Annotated in this window: 13 protein-coding genes and 1 tRNA gene; 6 read left to right on the top strand and 8 right to left on the bottom strand. The window is 64.6% G+C overall.

Features of this window, described 5'->3' with window-relative positions; all coding sequences use genetic code 11:
- Nucleotides 1-51 precede the first annotated feature (51 nt).
- The 3 genes from JQ632_RS11015 to JQ632_RS11005 all read left to right on the top strand — a co-directional run bounded on the left by JQ632_RS11015 (nucleotide 52) and on the right by JQ632_RS11005 (nucleotide 5,824).
- Nucleotides 52-471 (top strand): CBS domain-containing protein, encoded by a 420-nt coding sequence (locus tag JQ632_RS11015; protein WP_212402331.1) that lies wholly within the window; start codon nucleotides 52-54, stop codon nucleotides 469-471.
- A gap of 140 nt (nucleotides 472-611) precedes the next feature.
- Entirely contained in the window at nucleotides 612-5,438 is a 4,827-nt protein-coding gene (locus tag JQ632_RS11010; RefSeq protein ID WP_212402330.1) for an NAD-glutamate dehydrogenase, read from the top strand.
- A gap of 65 nt (nucleotides 5,439-5,503) precedes the next feature.
- Nucleotides 5,504-5,824 carry a hypothetical protein gene (locus JQ632_RS11005; protein ID WP_212402329.1) on the top strand — a complete coding sequence of 107 codons (321 nt, stop codon included), beginning with the start codon at nucleotides 5,504-5,506 and terminating at the stop codon, nucleotides 5,822-5,824.
- Nucleotides 5,825-5,887: 63 nt separating this feature from the next.
- Here JQ632_RS11005 and JQ632_RS11000 read toward each other — a convergent pair.
- Together JQ632_RS11000 and JQ632_RS10995 are read right to left on the bottom strand one after the other, a co-directional pair.
- A tRNA-Glu gene (locus tag JQ632_RS11000) sits at nucleotides 5,888-5,962 on the bottom strand.
- A 163-nt stretch (nucleotides 5,963-6,125) separates the two neighbouring features.
- Nucleotides 6,126-6,461 (bottom strand): hypothetical protein, encoded by a 336-nt coding sequence (locus JQ632_RS10995; protein ID WP_212402328.1) that lies wholly within the window; start codon nucleotides 6,459-6,461, stop codon nucleotides 6,126-6,128.
- On the opposite strand from JQ632_RS10995, the gene JQ632_RS10990 reads away from it, so the two are divergent.
- Together JQ632_RS10990 and rpoH are read left to right on the top strand one after the other, a co-directional pair.
- Entirely contained in the window at nucleotides 6,460-7,467 is a 1,008-nt protein-coding gene (locus JQ632_RS10990) for an RluA family pseudouridine synthase (RefSeq protein WP_212402327.1), read from the top strand. The two genes, JQ632_RS10995 and JQ632_RS10990, sit on opposite strands and share 2 nt — an antisense overlap.
- A 217-nt stretch (nucleotides 7,468-7,684) precedes the next feature.
- Nucleotides 7,685-8,584, top strand: a complete 900-nt coding sequence (gene rpoH / locus JQ632_RS10985; protein WP_212402326.1) for an RNA polymerase sigma factor RpoH — start codon at nucleotides 7,685-7,687, stop codon at nucleotides 8,582-8,584.
- A gap of 122 nt (nucleotides 8,585-8,706) precedes the next feature.
- On the opposite strand, the gene JQ632_RS10980 is transcribed toward rpoH, so the two are convergent.
- The 6 genes from JQ632_RS10980 to JQ632_RS10955 form a co-directional block, all read right to left on the bottom strand.
- Entirely contained in the window at nucleotides 8,707-9,336 is a 630-nt protein-coding gene (locus JQ632_RS10980; protein ID WP_212402325.1) for a peptidoglycan recognition family protein, read from the bottom strand.
- A 34-nt stretch (nucleotides 9,337-9,370) separates the two neighbouring features.
- Nucleotides 9,371-10,336 (bottom strand): ABC transporter ATP-binding protein, encoded by a 966-nt coding sequence (locus JQ632_RS10975; protein ID WP_212402324.1) that lies wholly within the window; start codon nucleotides 10,334-10,336, stop codon nucleotides 9,371-9,373.
- Complete coding sequence (locus JQ632_RS10970; protein ID WP_212402323.1) at nucleotides 10,333-11,307, bottom strand: ABC transporter ATP-binding protein; 975 nt, start codon at nucleotides 11,305-11,307, stop codon at nucleotides 10,333-10,335. The genes JQ632_RS10975 and JQ632_RS10970 overlap by 4 nt, the downstream gene beginning before the upstream one ends.
- Nucleotides 11,308-11,310: 3 nt before the next feature.
- Nucleotides 11,311-12,171, bottom strand: a complete 861-nt coding sequence (locus JQ632_RS10965) for an ABC transporter permease (protein WP_212402322.1) — start codon at nucleotides 12,169-12,171, stop codon at nucleotides 11,311-11,313.
- Nucleotides 12,168-13,112: an ABC transporter permease gene (locus tag JQ632_RS10960; RefSeq protein ID WP_212402321.1), complete on the bottom strand. Its 945-nt coding sequence runs from the start codon at nucleotides 13,110-13,112 to the stop codon at nucleotides 12,168-12,170. The genes JQ632_RS10965 and JQ632_RS10960 overlap by 4 nt, the downstream gene beginning before the upstream one ends.
- Before the next feature lie 79 nt (nucleotides 13,113-13,191).
- Nucleotides 13,192-14,730 carry an ABC transporter substrate-binding protein gene (locus JQ632_RS10955; RefSeq protein ID WP_212402320.1) on the bottom strand — a complete coding sequence of 513 codons (1,539 nt, stop codon included), beginning with the start codon at nucleotides 14,728-14,730 and terminating at the stop codon, nucleotides 13,192-13,194.
- 241 nt (nucleotides 14,731-14,971) lie between these two features.
- Between JQ632_RS10955 and JQ632_RS10950 the strand changes: the two genes are divergently transcribed.
- Nucleotides 14,972-15,928 carry a MurR/RpiR family transcriptional regulator gene (locus JQ632_RS10950; protein ID WP_212402319.1) on the top strand — a complete coding sequence of 319 codons (957 nt, stop codon included), beginning with the start codon at nucleotides 14,972-14,974 and terminating at the stop codon, nucleotides 15,926-15,928.
- Nucleotides 15,929-15,966: the final 38 nt, after the last annotated feature.

The following is a 15,966-nucleotide window of genomic DNA, read 5'->3' as shown; positions in this document are numbered from 1 at the left end:
ACGCTGCTGCGTTGCATCAATGCAACTGAAACCCAGGAACGGAGGCGCGCCATGAAAGTCAAAGACGTGATGCACAAGGGTGTCGACTGGGTCAGCCCCAACACCCCTATCACCGAGCTCGCCAAATTGATGCGGGCGCATGACATCGGCTGCATGCCGATCGGCGAGAACGACAAACTGGTCGGGATGGTGACCGACCGCGATATCGTCTGCAAAGGGCTCGCGAGCCACAACTTCGATGCCGGCCGCGCAACGGCGCGCGATGTGATGACCGAGGGCATCCATTGCTGCCGGGAGGACGATGACCTCGCAAAGGCGATGCATCATATGGAGAAGCTGCAAGTCCGCAGGCTGCCGGTGATCAACAAGAGCAAGCGAATGGTCGGCATCATCAGTCTGGGTGACGTCAGCCATTCCACGTCAGGTGATTTGCTAACCGAGACCATGAGGAGCATTTCGGCGCATCATTGAAACGCGGCCAGCTCTCCTCCGCGATCGCCGCTCGATCCGACGTTGAGTAGAGCCCGGGCCATGCACCTATCACGCAACTATCGCGCGGCGCGAGAGCGGCGGCGCGAAGCGCTTGCGACTGCGGTCGGACGGCGCGGCAAATGGAGGACATTATGGCGTGGCGTGACGACAAGGCCCGGGCAACCCTGATCCGCGATGCAGCTGGCAGCGTGCCAGCAGGCAAGAGCCCCCGGGCCTTTGCCGAACCCTTGTTCGGCTACACGAATATCGAGGACCTCGCCAACTACGATGCCGCCTCGCTTGCCCATTTGGCGGAGCAGGCCTGGGAGCATGTGCAGCGGCGCACGGCCGGCAGCGCCGATATCCGCGTCATCAATCCGACGTTGCCGAACGGGCGCGAGATTTCCGTGCTCGAAATCCTCAACGACAACATGCCCTTCCTGTTCGATTCCACCATGGCGGAGCTCGCCGAGCAGGGCATCGAAGTCACCCTCGTCGCTCACCCGATCATCGCCGTGGAGCGCGATGATGGGGGCAAGCTGCTGCGCTTCTACGGCGAAGCACTGCCGGAGGGTGCAAGAGGCGCGCGCGAAAGCCTGATTCATCTCCATATTAACCGCCTGGACGCGGATGCCGATCGCCAGAAGCTGATCGACGGCCTGACCAGGACGTTGAACGACGTCCGCGCCTGCGTCGCCGACTGGCGCACCATGCGTGACCGCGTCGAGGAAGCGATCAAGACGTTCTCTTCCAATCCGCCGCCGCTGCCGATCGACGAGGTCGCCGAAGCCAATCAGTTCCTGCAATGGCTCTGCGCAGACAATTTCACCTTCCTCGGCGTGCGCGAATATCGCTTCTCGCCCGACAGCGAGGCGTCGTCGGACGACATCACGACCGGCGAAGGCCTCGGCATCCTGCGCGATCCGGGCGTGAAGGTCCTGCGCCGCGGCAGCGAAATGGTGGTGATGACGTCGGAAATCCGCGAGTTCATGCACGAGCCGACCCTGCTGATCGTCATCAAGGCCAATGTCTCCAGCCGCGTCCATCGCCGCATCCGGATGGACTATGTAGGCATCAAGCTCTATTCGCCCGACGGCCGGCTCGAGGGCGAGCTGCGCGTCGTCGGCCTGTTCACCTCGGGCGCCTATACGCGCTCGGTACGGCAGATCCCTTATGTTCGCCACAAGGTTTCGCGAGTACTGCAGCGCGCCGGCTTCGACCCGAACGGACATTCCGGCAAGGCTCTGATGCACATTCTCGAAGAGTATCCGCGTGACGAGCTGTTCCAGATCGACGTCGACACGCTCTACAATTTCGTCCTCGAGATCCTGATCCTCTACGAGCGCCCACGCGTCCGGGCGCTGGCGCGGGTGGACAAGTTCGATCGCTTCGTCTCCATCCTCACCTTCATTCCGCGCGACAAGTACGACACCGACGTCCGCACGCGCGTCGGCGCCTTCCTGTCGCAAGTCTACAAGGGGACCCTGTCCGCCTCCTACGTATCATTCCCTGAAGGCGCGCTTGCGCGCGTCCACTTCATCATCGGGCGCTATGAAGGAAAAACGCCCATCGTCGAGGGCGCCGCGCTCGAAGCCGGGATCAGCGCCATTGCCGCGACCTGGGCCGACAAGCTGAAGGCCGCGCTCGCTGCGTCGACCGATGGCATGCGGGCCCGCATGCTCACCAACCGATATGCCCGGGCCTTTAGCGGCGGCTACACCGAGGTGTTCGGCGCGGAACAGGCGATCACCGATATCACGACCATCGAAAGGCTGACGCCAGCCCGCCCGGTGACGATCTCGGTTTACCGCATCGAAGGCGACGACCCAAGGCGCTTCGGCCTGAAGGTCTTCTCGGACGCCGCACCGCTGTCGCTGTCCTACCGCGTGCCGGTGATCGAAAATCACGGCCTGCGCGTGGTCAACGAACGCACCTATCAGATCGTGCCCGGTAACAGGCCGGAGCCGGTCTGGCTGCACGACATGACGATCGAGACCAGCGACGGCCAGCCGATCGAGATCATCCCGGAATTCAGCCATCGCCTGGAAGCCTCGATCATGGCTGTTGTCACCGATCGCGCCGAATCCGACGGATACAATGCCTTGATCCTGCGCACGGCCCTGGGCTGGCGGGAAGTCTCGACCATCCGGGCGCTATCCCGCTATCTGCACCAGATCCGTGCTCCGTTCACCCAGGACTATATGTGGGAGACCTTGCGCAAGAACGCCGCGATCACAGCCAACCTCGTCGCGCTGTTTCAGGCCCGCCGCGATCCGCGCCTCGTCCTTACGGATCGCGAGCGTTCGGCACGCGAGACAGCTCTCCTTGCCGAGATCGAGGAGCAGCTCAAATCCGTCGCCTCGCTCGATGAAGACCGCATCCTGCGCCGTTTCACCAATCTGGTGCTGTCGACCATTCGTACCAATCTGTGGCAGGTCGGCGAGGACGGACATCCGCGCCCGGTGATCTCCTTCAAGTTCGACGCGCGCGGGATCGATGACCTGCTGCCGCCACGACCGCTCTACGAGATTTTCGTCTATTCACCCCGTGTCGAAGGCATTCACCTGCGTTTCGGCAAGGTGGCGCGGGGCGGCCTGCGCTGGTCCGACCGGCCACAGGATTTCCGCACCGAGATCCTGGGCCTCGTGAAGGCACAGCAGGTCAAGAACGCCGTGATCGTGCCCGTCGGGGCCAAGGGCGGCTTCGTGCCGAAGCGCCTGCCACCGCCCTCCGATCGCGAGGCGTGGCTGGCCGAAGGCACGGAAGCCTATCGCATCTTCGTTCGCTCGCTGCTCGAACTCACGGACAATTTCGACGGCGACAACATCGTGCCGCCCGACTTGACCGTGCGCCACGACGGCGACGACCCGTATCTGGTCGTCGCCGCAGACAAGGGCACCGCCACCTTCTCCGACGTCGCCAACGCGATCTCGGCCGAGAAGCACCATTGGCTCGGCGATGCCTTCGCCTCCGGCGGCAGCCAGGGCTATGACCACAAGAAGATGGGGATCACGGCCCGCGGCGCCTGGGAGGCGGTCAAGCGCCACTTCCGCGAGCTCGGCACCGACATTCAGACGATGCCATTCACCGTGGTCGGCGTCGGCGACATGTCCGGCGACGTCTTCGGCAACGGCATGCTGCTCTCGCCGGCGACGAAGCTCGTCGCCGCATTCGATCACCGCGACATCTTCATCGATCCCTCCCCCGATCCGGCGACCAGCTTCGCCGAACGCAAGCGCCTGTTCGACCTGCCGCGATCGAGCTGGCAGGACTACAACAAATCGCTGATCTCGCAGGGCGGCGGCGTGTTCTCGCGCTCGCTCAAGGCGATTCCGCTCGCCCCGGAAGTGCGCACCCTGCTCGATCTCGACAAGCCGCAGGCAACGCCGTTCGAGGTGATGACGGCGACCCTGAAGGCGCGCGCGGACCTCCTGTGGTTCGGCGGCATCGGCACCTACATCCGTGCGTCGGCGGAGAGCGACGATCAAGCCGGCGATCGCGCCAATGATCCGATCCGCATCACCGGGTCCGACGTTCGCGCCCGGGTGATCGGCGAAGGCGCCAATCTCGGCGTCACCCAGCGCGGCCGCATCGAAGCGGCGCAGAAGGGCGTCAAGCTCAACACCGACGCGATCGACAATTCGGCCGGCGTGAACACGTCCGACCTCGAAGTCAACATCAAGATCGCGCTGGCGCGCCCCGAGCGCGAGGGACGCCTCAGCCTCGCCGACCGCAACAGCCTGCTTGCCGCGATGACCGACGAGGTCGGCACGCTGGTGCTGCGCAACAACTATCTTCAGACGCTGGCCCTCTCGCTTGCCGAACGCAAGGGCGTGGCCGAGACCGGCTTCCTCACACGCCTGATGCAATCGCTGGAGCAGCGCGGTCTGCTCAGCCGTGCGGTGGAATTCCTGCCCGACGATGCGGCGATCACCGAGCGCACAAGGCGCGGACAGTCCCTGACACGGCCTGAACTTGCCGTGTTGCTCGCCTACGCCAAGCTGACGCTCTACGACGACCTGCTCGCCACCAGCGTGCCGGACGATCCTCATCTTGCCCGCAGACTGTCCCTTTATTTTCCGCGCGAGGTTCTCGACAAATTCCCGACCGCGGTCGAACTCCATCGCCTCCGACGCGAGATCATCGCAACCAGTCTCGTCAATGCCGTGATCAACCGCGGCGGCCCGGCCTGCATCGTGCGCCTGACCGACGAGACCGACGCCGATATCTCGACCATCGTCATGGCGCAGGTTGCCGTGGACGCGATCTACGAGTTCAGGCGGCTCAATGACGCCATCGACGCGCTCGACACACGAATCGACGGGCAGTTGCAGCTCAGCCTCTACGCGGCGATCCAGGATCTCCTGCTCTCCCGCATGGTCTGGTATGTGCGCAATGTCGATTTCAAGGATGGTCTGAGCGCGATCATCGCCCGGTTTGGACCTGCCGTCCGCGAGATCGCAGCCTCGCTCGACAACGTCCTGCCGCCGGACTTGCAGGCCGCTCGCAGCAAGCGCCGCCAGGACCTGACCGATGCCGGCGTCCCGGCCGGACTCGCCGGCGAACTGGCCGACCTCGACGCTCTGCTCTCGGCACCCGATATCGTGACGGTCGCCGAGCGCACCAGCCGCCCCATTGGCGACGCCGCCGCGACCTTCTTCGCCGCCGAGGCGAATTTCCGTCTCGACCGCATCACCGCCGCCGCGCGCAGCGTGCCGGCAAACGACTATTTCGAGCGTATAGCCATCGATCGCGCCGTTGAGCAGATCGCAGCCGCCGAAAGACGACTGGCTGCGGACATGCTGGCAACCGGCCAGTCCGGCCAGCAGGCCGTCGAGACCTGGCTCGCGGCTCACCCCGAAGCGACGCGCATCCGCCGCTCAGTCGAGGAGATTGCCGCCAGCGGCCTGACGCTCGCCAAGCTGACGGTGGCGGCGAACCTGCTGGGGGACTTGGTCAAAGCGTGAGGGCGTCGCGAGGCAGCGACGTGAGACGCTAAAGTGCACTGCTAGCCGGCGAATGGAGGAATCCAATGATCCACGCGACTTGCCATACCGCCGATAATGTCCGCTGCATCGAGTTCGATGCCACGCCCTGGTTCAGCGAGGCTGACGCTCCGAGCATCATCGACTTGGCCCAACGCGGATGGGCCAGTACGGCGATTGCAGATTCCCTCGAGGGCCGACGCGGATACGAACGGCTGCATGACCTCGTTGAGTATGCGGCGAAGCGACTGCAATCGGAATCCCTGGAGGACCCAACCTGGGAAACCTTCGCGTGCGTCGTCGATGGACCGGAGGCCGTGGCCTGGCTCGAGAAAAACCGGCCCGACGTGGTGACAAGGATCCGCTAAGCCACGGGAAGCGCTGCCACGGCGGCGCTTGATCGGCGGCATTGCGATTGCAAACGAAGGAAATGGCGCTCCCTAGGGGAATCGAACCCCTGTTTCAGCCTTGAGAGGGCCGCGTCCTAACCGCTAGACGAAGGGAGCGTGAGGGACAGGACATAGCCGCGAATTCCGCCGGCGGCAAGCCTCGATCGCCTCGTCGTCCTGGCGAAAAGCCGGACCCATGACCCCGAATGGTCGTTGTTGCGGCCAATACGGGGCCGCTATCTCGCGTAACCATGCGTGGCGGCGTTCCCTCAAGCAGGCCTCACGGCTCGTTGGCAAATCTCAGCCGCCCGGCGGGTTTCAGCGTGTGGGCGTCGAAGGTGCGGATTTCCATCGTTCCGCCGACATCGAGCGTGATCACCAGTCGGTCGCCGGCGACCGCGGTGGCTACGATTTTCGCGCCCTTGGGCAGCGTCGCGGTGATGTCAGAGGCCTCGGCCGCCCTTCCCTCGGACTTGAAAAGGCGGTAGCCCACCGCGATCAGCACGGCGCTTATCGCAAGCGCCGTGGTCACCCCCGCGATCAGCATCATCCGCCGCACCCGCGCAAACAGCGCGGCCTGCTCGGGGCTCGGTTCGGGAACAGCGGTTTCGGTCATGGAAGGCTCGGGTTCGGCTCAACGGTTGGAAGTAACGGTCGCGGGCGACGAGGGATCGGCCCGGCTCGACCGCGTGCTGGCGGCGCGCCTGCCGGACCTGTCGCGATCGCGGCTGAAAGCCTTGATTTTGGCGGGTGCGGTGACGCGCGAGGCGGCCGCGATCCGCGACCCCGCTTATCACGTCGCCGCCGGCGATACGATCACAATCGATGTGCCGGAGGCGGTGCCCGCGGAGCCCAGGGGCGAGGATATCGCGCTCGACATCGTGTTCGAGGACGACGACATCATCGTCATCAACAAACCTGCGGGCCTCGTGGTGCACCCCGCCGCCGGCCACGAAACCGGCACGCTGGTGAATGCGCTGATCGCCCATTGCGGCACCTCGCTGTCGGGCATCGGCGGGGTGCGCCGCCCCGGCATCGTGCACCGGCTGGACAAGGACACCACGGGACTGATGGTGGTCGCCAAGAACGACCTGGCACATGCGTCGCTGACCGCGCAATTCGCCGACCACGGCCGCACCGGGCCGATGCGACGCGGCTACATGGCGTTCGCGTGGGGCGTGCCGAACCGGCACCGCGGCACCGTCGATGCGCCGATCGACCGCCACCCGCACGCGCGGGAAAAGATGGCGGTGCGCCAGAGCGGCCGCGAGGCCGTGACCCATTGGGAGATTCTTGAAAGTTTTGCCGGGCGCGACGGCAAGCCGGTCGCCGCCCTGCTCGCCTGCGAGCTCGAGACCGGACGCACCCACCAGATCCGCGTCCACCTTGCCCATATCGGCCACCCCCTGATGGGCGACGCCGTCTACGGCCCGCATTTCAAGACCAAGGCGAACCAGCTCGGCCCGCAGTCGCAGGCGGCCCTGACCGTCCTTGGACGGCAGGCCTTGCATGCTTATCTGCTGGTATTGGAGCACCCGAGAAGCAGAGAACTTCTTCATTGGGAGGCGCCCCTGCCGGAGGATTTGCTTCTCCTCGAGGGGGCCCTGAAAGCGGCGCTATGACGCAGGTCGCTTCAGAAAGGCTTTACATTACAAAAAGTTATAGCGGCCACACGGGGACGTGACGTCAGTAATCCTTCCCTAAATGCCCCCCCATGGGGTATATTGCGCCTGCGTCAAAGAGATTGACGCGGAACATCGCAGCCCGGCCGGCTTTGACACAGCGGTCGTCTGCCTGGCCCGCCGCTATCGGGGGCCTGAACACTTTGGAGGGCGCTCAATGGCCCGTACAGCTACGTTGCCGGTTCTGAATGGAGAATCCGGCCTTTCCCGTTACCTCGCCGAGATCCGCAAGTTCCCCATGCTGGAACCCCAGCAGGAGTACATGCTCGCCAAGCGTTGGCGCGAGCATGACGATCGGGACGCGGCGCATCAACTCGTCACCAGCCACCTCCGTCTCGTGGCCAAGATCGCCATGGGCTATCGCGGCTACGGCCTGCCGATCTCCGAGGTCGTCTCGGAAGGCAATGTCGGCCTGATGCAGGCGGTGAAGCGATTCGAGCCCGAGAAGGGCTTCCGTCTCGCCACCTACGCCATGTGGTGGATCAAGGCGTCGATTCAAGAGTACATCCTGCGTTCCTGGTCGCTCGTGAAGATGGGCACCACCGCGAACCAGAAGAAGCTGTTCTTCAACCTGCGCAAGGCGAAGAGCAAGATTTCCGCCCTGGACGAAGGCGATCTCCGCCCCGACCAGGTGAAGCTGATCGCCAGCCGCCTCGGCGTCACGGACCAGGACGTGATCGACATGAACCGTCGCCTCGGCGGCGACGCGTCGCTCAACGCACCGATCCGCGACGACGGCGAAGCCGGCGAATGGCAGGACTGGCTGGTCGACAATACGCCCAACCAGGAAGCCATGATGGCCGAGCACGAGGAATACGATCATCGCCGTGACGCCCTCCATGGCGCCATGGGCGTGCTCAACGCGCGCGAACGCCGCATCTTCGAGGCGCGGCGCCTCGCCGACGAGCCGATGACGCTGGAGGACCTCGCGGCCGAGTTCGGCGTGTCGCGCGAGCGCGTCCGCCAGATCGAAGTCCGCGCCTTCGAAAAGGTGCAGGCCGCGGTCAAGGGCACGATCGCAAGGCAGGAACAGGCTGCGCTGGAAGCCGCGCACTAAGCGCGCGATTTCAGCGCCATCAATTGGCGGATCGACGAACAAGGAAGCCGGCGGAAACGCCGGCTTTTTGTTTTTGACAAAGGCGGTTCCCCTCCCTGTGGGAGAGGAGGAAGACGAGGCCCCTATTCCCACTCGCGTGCGAGCGTGGCGAGCGCGCAGCCTTCGCAATAGCGGGCGTCCTTGTAGTCGATCCAGTTGTGGGCGTAGACACGCTCGCGCGGGATGGCGTAGCGGGCGCGCAGGACGCGGACGAGGATCCGCCACGCCGCAATCTGCGCCTCCGTCGGACCTTTGGCGACGTCAGGATAATTGCCGGCGAACTCCACGCCGATGGAATTGTCGCGCACGACCTGGCGGTAGGTCGGCTTGTTGTCGATATACTTGTTGTCGTTGCGGTTGGCGCCGTCGCCATGGGTCGGCACCAGGGTTTCCGAAACCGCCCAGTAGACCGTGCCGTCAGTCTCGACCCAGACGGTGACGCCGCGCCGAGTCGGGTTCTTGGCCTGCTCCAGCGCGCCGCCGCGCGCCGAGCCCGCCGGTCCCTCGGTCTGGTGCACGATGATGTTGCGCCAGGGATGCGCTTTGGCGACGTCGCCCCAGGGCGTGAGCCAGACGATCTTCAGGCCCGGAATGTCAGGCGTGCCCGACGACCGCGCAATCGTCGCGAGCGCCGTTTCATCGGCCTTCGTCCCGACGGAGGCGAAGAGCGCCAGGGCCGACAGCGCGGCCGCGAGCAGGCGAATGCTGATCATGATCGTGAAACGAACCTCTCCGTTCCCGGGTGGCCTACACGTTATGGCAGGCGACCAGCCTGCCGTCTTCTGCGGCGGGGCGCAGTTGCGGGACGTCCGCCAGGCAGCGGTCGCTTGCGATCGGACACCGGGCCGCGTAGGCGCAGCCGCGCGGGCGTGCGAACTGGCTCGGCGGCTCACTCGCTTCAATCGCCGCCACGATCCGTCTTGACGGGTCCGGCCTTGGAATGGCCGCCACGAGCGAACGGGTATAAGGATGCAGCGGACCATCAAGGACCGTCCGTGTCCCGGCCTGCTCCACGATGCGGCCCATATACATCACGGCAACGCGGTTGCTGATTTGTCCGATCACGCCAAGATCATGCGAGATGAAGACCATCGACAGCTTCAGCTGCTCGCGCAAATCCATCATCAGATTCAGGACCTGGGCCTGCACGGACACGTCGAGGGCCGAGACCGGCTCGTCGGCGATGACGACGGACGGCGTGGGAAGAATGGCTCGGGCGATTCCGGCCCGCTGACGCTGCCCGCCGCTCAGTTCGTAGGGATAGCGGGTGGCGAAAGACGGATCCAAGCCGACGGCCGTCAAGGTCGCGGCGATCGCCGCGCTGCGCTCGGCGCGGCTCCCGAACATGCCGTTGATGTCGCCGGCCTCCGCCACCGAGTCTCCGATCACACGCCGCGGATTGAGCGATGCATAGGGATCCTGGAAGACCATTCGAACGTTCAGGCGCATCTCGCGAAGGGTCGCACCGCCGGCTCCGATCAGATCGGCTCCCTTGAACCTGATCGCGCCGCTGTCGGGCCGGGCCAGCCCGACGATCGACCGGCCCACCGTAGTCTTGCCGCAACCGGATTCGCCCACGATCCCGAGCACCTCGCCCTCGACCACCGACAGCGATGCACCGTCGACCGCCTGCACGCGGTATTTTCGACCGGCCCGCCTGACGCTGAAGGAGACCCTCAGGTCCCGAACATCGAGGACGACATCGCCGCTCATGGCGCCACCCCGCCGTCCAGGGGGAACGCGCACAGCACCTCATGTCCTTGCGCGATCTCGGTGCGAGGGGGCGCCGCCAGGCGGCACGACTCGCGAACCGCTGCGCAGCGTGAGGCAAAGACGCAGCCGGCACCGACCGTGCCGGGCGCCGGCGGCTGGCCGGCTATGGTTGGCAGGCGTCGCGCGCCGGAGTTCCGCGACGGCATGCAGTCCATCAATCCGCGCGTATAGTGGTGGCGCGGCCTGCCGAACAACGACTCCACGCCCGCGGTTTCCACGATCCGGCCCGCATACATGACGGACACGCGATCGGCGAGTTGCGCAATCACCCCCATGTCGTGGGTAATGAACAATATGGCCATCTCGAGCCGGCTGCAGAGCTCGCGCAAGAGCCCGAGAATCTGGACCTGGATGGTGACGTCCAGCGCCGTGGTCGGTTCATCGGCGATCAGAACCTGGGGCCTGCAGGCAAGCGCAATCGCGATCATGACCCGCTGGCGCTGGCCGCCGGACAACTGATGCGGATACGCCGACAGCTGCATTGCGGGATCGGGCATGCGCACCATCTCGAGCAGTTCACGCGCACGAGAGAGCGCCGCGGCTGCCGAAACTCCCTCGTGAACGCGGACGGCCTCGGCGATCTGATCACCGATCCGACGAACCGGGTTGAGCGAGGTCATTGGCTCCTGGAAGATCATTGCGATCCGGCCGTGCCCCGCTTCGACGCGTTGCCAGGGCTGCAACTGCGTCACGTCACAGCCTTCCAACAGGACCTTCCCTGCCCGGAGCCGGGGGCCGGGCTGCGGCAGCAGGCCCATGACGGCGAGCGAGGTCATGCTCTTGCCGCAACCGGATTCGCCGACGAGACCCAGTATTTCGCCCTTGCCAAGGCCGAAGGACACGCCGGCGACGATGTCGACCGGTGCGGTCTCCGAGCCCAATGACACCGTAAGATCGCGAACGGACAACACGGTCTAGCCCTTCTCGCCAAAGACCTGACGGAACCGCGGATCGAGTCGATCGCGCAGTGCATCGCCAACCAGATTCAGAGAAAATGCCGTCGCCACGATCATCATGCCCGGGAAAAAGAGCAGCCACGGGGCGCGGGTGATGAAGGTGCGCGATTCCGCCAGCATGTTGCCCCAGCTCGGAATCTCCGGCGGAGCCCCGAGGCCCAGAAAATCGAGCGAGGCCGCGCCAAGCTGCGCGAAAGCGAAGACGAAGCTCGCCTGCACGAGGAGCGGCGAGATCAGGTTCGGCAGAATGTGCCTGCCGATGAGCCATGTCGTCCCGGCGCCCATGCTGCGCGCCGCCTCGACATAGGTTTCCGCACGCAAGCGCAGCGTCAGGCCGTATACGATGCGCGTCGTCGTCGTCATGTAGCCGAGGCCGATGGCCAGAATGGCATTGGCCACGCTTGGAGCCAGGATGACGATCAGCCCGAGTGCGAGCAGCAGGGTCGGGAAGGCCATCAGCACGTCGACCATGCGCATCAGCACGTGGCCGAGCCGGGGGAACAAGGCTGAAAGCACCCCGATCGGCACTCCGGTCGCGAGCGCGAAGACGACCACGCCCGAGCCGATCAGCAGCGCCATGCGCGCCGAGTGGATGGTGCGTGACAGGGTATCCCGGCCGAACTGGTCGGTGCCGAACCAATGGGCCAGGCCCGGAGGCGTCAGGCGGATCGGCGGATCGATGGCATAGGGATCATAAGGCGACAGCCAGGGTGCGAAGGCGGCAGCGAACACTGTCGCCAGAAGGATGCCGAGCCCCGCCAGCGCGATCGGGCGGGCGACGAACGGCTTGAGCCAAAGGATCGCGGCGTCGCGACTCATTGGAGTTCGACCCGCGGATCGAGCAGACGGTAGCTCAGGTCGACGATCAGATTGATCAGGAGATATACGACGACGATGACCAGGATGACGCCCTGGATCACCGGGTAGTCCCGGCGCAGGATCGACTGAACGACGAGGCGGCCGATGCCGGGCAGGGCAAACACAGTTTCGGTCACCACCGCTTCGGATAGCAGCGCCGCGAAGGTGAAGCCGAACGCCGACACCACCGCCAAGAGAGCGTTGCGCAGGATGTGCCGGCGCACGACCTGCCAGGGCCTGATGCCCTTCGCGCGCGCGGTGCGCACGTAATCCTCGCGGGAGACATCGAGCATGCTGGCGCGCGTCAGCCGCAGAATCAGCGCGGCATTCGGCGCCGCAAGCGCCAGGCTGGGAAGGACGAGGTAGCGGAGATTGACGGCGCCGCCTTCGAACACCGACGGATAGCCGGAACTCGGAAACCAGCCAAGCCACGCGGCAAAGATCAGGATCAGATAGAGCCCGACCCAGAACGTGGGTATCGAGGCCATCAGCATCGCCGCGCCGGACAGCCCCTGGTCGAGCCATGTGCCGTGCCGGACCGCCGCGATCATGCCGATCGGCACGCCGATGATCGCGACCCAGATCATCGTCATGGTGGCGAGCAGGATGCTGGTTTCGGCGCCATCGGCAATGACCGAAAGCACCGGCGCCTGGAAGAAGATCGAACGTCCGAGGTCGCCCTCGAGCACATGGCCCATCCAGCTCACGTATTGAACGATGATCGGCTGATCGAGACCGAGTTGGTGCCGCAAGGCGTCGATCTGATCGGGAGTCGCGGTATCGCCGAGCAGAACATAGATGGGATCACCCGGCACGACATGGATGAAGGCGAAGATGATGACGGACGCCGCCAAGAGCGTCACCGCCGTCGTTCCCGCGCGCTTGAGTGCATACGACCACATGTGATTGTGCGACTGATCAGCGCCAATGATGCGCGCCGATGCCGGCGCTCGACACCCCTCGCGGCCTCATCGCTCGCCCCTATTTCGCGGTGACATTCCAGAAGACCGGACCGTTCGGGTTCAATCCCTTGAGCTTGGGAGAAGCGATGTCGTAGGTGTAGGCGTCGCCCACTTTCATGACCGGCACCTGTTCGTAGATCAGCGACTGGATCTTGTCCCACGTCGCCTTGCGCGCGGTCTGATCGGACGATTTGATCAACTCGGCCCGAAGCGAGTTGATCTCGGGGCTGTCCCACCAGCCGGGATAGCTCGCATTGAGGAAGGTGAAGAGCAGCGGGTCAGGCGAGAACGAATGGTGGGTGACAAAGATGTCCCATTGTTCTGGCTGGCCTCGCATCTTCAGAAGGGTCGCCCAATCGACGACCATCATTTGCACGTTGATTCCGGCATCGGCCAGCTGGCGGGTGAAGACGGACGCTTCGTCGTAATGCGCCTGATAGTTCGTCGAGACCAGAAGGCGGATCGGCGTCCCCGTGTAGTCCGCCTCCTTCGCGAGTTCCTTGGCCTTCTTCGGATCATGCGGACTGTAACCGCTGACGCCTTCCATCGAGTGCCAGGGCGTGCCTTTGGGATAGATCGACCCTTCCGCGCTCCACAGGTCCTTCGGGCCGAACGCCACGCGCAAGGCCTGCGACTTGTCCAGTGCAGTCTGGATGGCGCGGCGAAGCTTGTAGTTGTCCTTCAGGATCCCCTGCTTCGAGTTCATGAAGAAAAGGCCGAAGATCGGCGCATTCGTGCGCTGCACCTGAACCGACCCGTCTTTGCTCAGGGAGTCGTAAAGGTCGCCGGAGATCATTTCCGCGTAGTCATAGTCGCCCGCTTGTACCCCGCTCACGCGCGTACCGACGTCCGGCACCGGAATGAAGCGGATCTTGTCGAAGAAAGCGACGCGGGCGCCAGCGAAGCCGTCGCCTTTCTCCTTGACCGGCTTGTAGCCGTCGAACCTCTCCACCTCGACATGGCGGTTCGGCCGCCACTCCACGAACTTGTAAGGTCCGGTGCCGATATAATCCTTCTGCTCAATCGGCCGATTTCCGGCATTGGCTGCGATTTCTTCCGGATAAATCGCGAGACCACCATTGACGTCCGCAACGAGGTTCTTCCAGGCGCCGTTCGGGGCCGACAATTTCAGGGTGACTTCATACTTCCCGGTTGCCTCGACCGACGTGGCCGCCCCCATCAGGAGCTTGCCGCGCGCACCGAAGTTGCCCCACCGCGTCATCGAGGCGACCACGTCCTTTGCGGTCATCTCCTTGCCGTTGTGGAAGCGAACATCCTCGCGGAGCTTGATGACGATCGTCCTGCCCCCGTCTTCCTCGCGATCGCTGTCGGCCAGCATCGGACGCGGCACATAAGTCGAGTCCCACGCATAGAGCGTCTCGAAGATGTGGCGGCCGATGACTGATGCGACGTCGGCAGTCGTCAGCATGACATCGAGCGGGGGCGGCTCCCCAACGGTTGCTTCGCGCAGCAAGGTGGCCGCGCTGGCCTGCGCGTTCAGGAACAACGCGGCGGCGCCGACGGCGGCACGCATCAAGACACTTGGACGGCATTTCATGATCGCCCCTCCCAACTTCTTCGCGCCGCCTGCCTCTTTGTGCAGGGGCGTACCCTCGGCTGCTAGCAACCGTCAGTACGTTATCGTTGTTTGAAAGTTACATATAGATTATGCTAAGTTTCAAGGGAAAAATGGCGAATTTCGCGAATCTTCCGATGCTCGCCAGGTCGGCTCTGAAGGTTTCTTACGATTGTTTCTTGGCCAGGGGCGCAGGTTGATGTGACCTGAGGAAGGGCGGGCGATGCCGCGTACGAAGCGAATTCAGCGGGCGAAGGCCGCCCAGGCGCCGATCTCGACGCCGCCAAGTCGCGACAATTTCGCCGCTGGCGACATCATCTCGTTCATCCGACAGAGCGCTCCGAGTCTCAGCCCATCGGAGCAACGCGTGGCCGCGGCGCTGCTTGCCGATGTTGAGTTCGCCATTCACTCGAGCAATGCCGAACTGGCCCGTCGGGCGCGCGTCAGCGAACCGACCGTCACCCGGTTCAGCCGCTCCGTCGGCTGCCGCGGCGTCCGCGAGCTGAAGGTCAGGCTGGCCCAAGCGATGGCGGTCGGGCGGATTTACGTCGAACCGCCCCCGCATGTCGGGACCGATTTGGCGCGCCCCGCTCTCTGGCGGTCGGTGTTTCAGGAAATTCGCCGCGCAATCGCCGCCGCCGAGGAGGGGCTACGGAAGGAGGACATCGAGCAGGCAGCCGAAGCCATCTCCCGCTGCTCGAAACTTGCCGCGTTCGGCGTGGGCGGCGGCTCGACGCTTGCGGCGGCGGAGGTTCAGAACCGGTTCTTTCGCCTCGGGGTCGCCGTCTCCCACGCCTCCGATCCGAGATTGATGCGCATGATCGCCGCGACGCTCGGCCGGGACGATGTCGTCATTGCAATCTCGACCACCGGCGCGGCAATCGAGGTGATCGAGGCAGCCAGCATCGCCAAGCAATACGGCTGCCTGATTGTTGCGATCACCAAGCCGCAAAGCAGGCTGGCCTCAATCGCGGATATCGCGCTCGGGATGTACGTGCCCGAAGCACCCGATGCGCTCAAGCCGACCGCATCGCGCTATGCCGTCCTTGCGGCGATCGATTTGCTCGCCGCTTCGACGGCCTATTGCAAGCCGCTCGAGGCCCAGGCGCGCATGCGGCGCATCAAATACGAATTGCTGAAAGGGACCGACGGGGATTCAAATGGACCGCTCGGCGATTGACGATATCCGGCCTCAGCGCGCCTTGAGGCCCACCCGCC

It is taken from the genome of Bradyrhizobium liaoningense (genome assembly GCF_018130955.1).
GTDB lineage: Bacteria > Pseudomonadota > Alphaproteobacteria > Rhizobiales > Xanthobacteraceae > Bradyrhizobium > Bradyrhizobium liaoningense_C.
The sequence above is the reverse complement of the archived record's forward strand: the minus strand, read 5'-3'. Positions and strand labels throughout refer to the sequence as shown.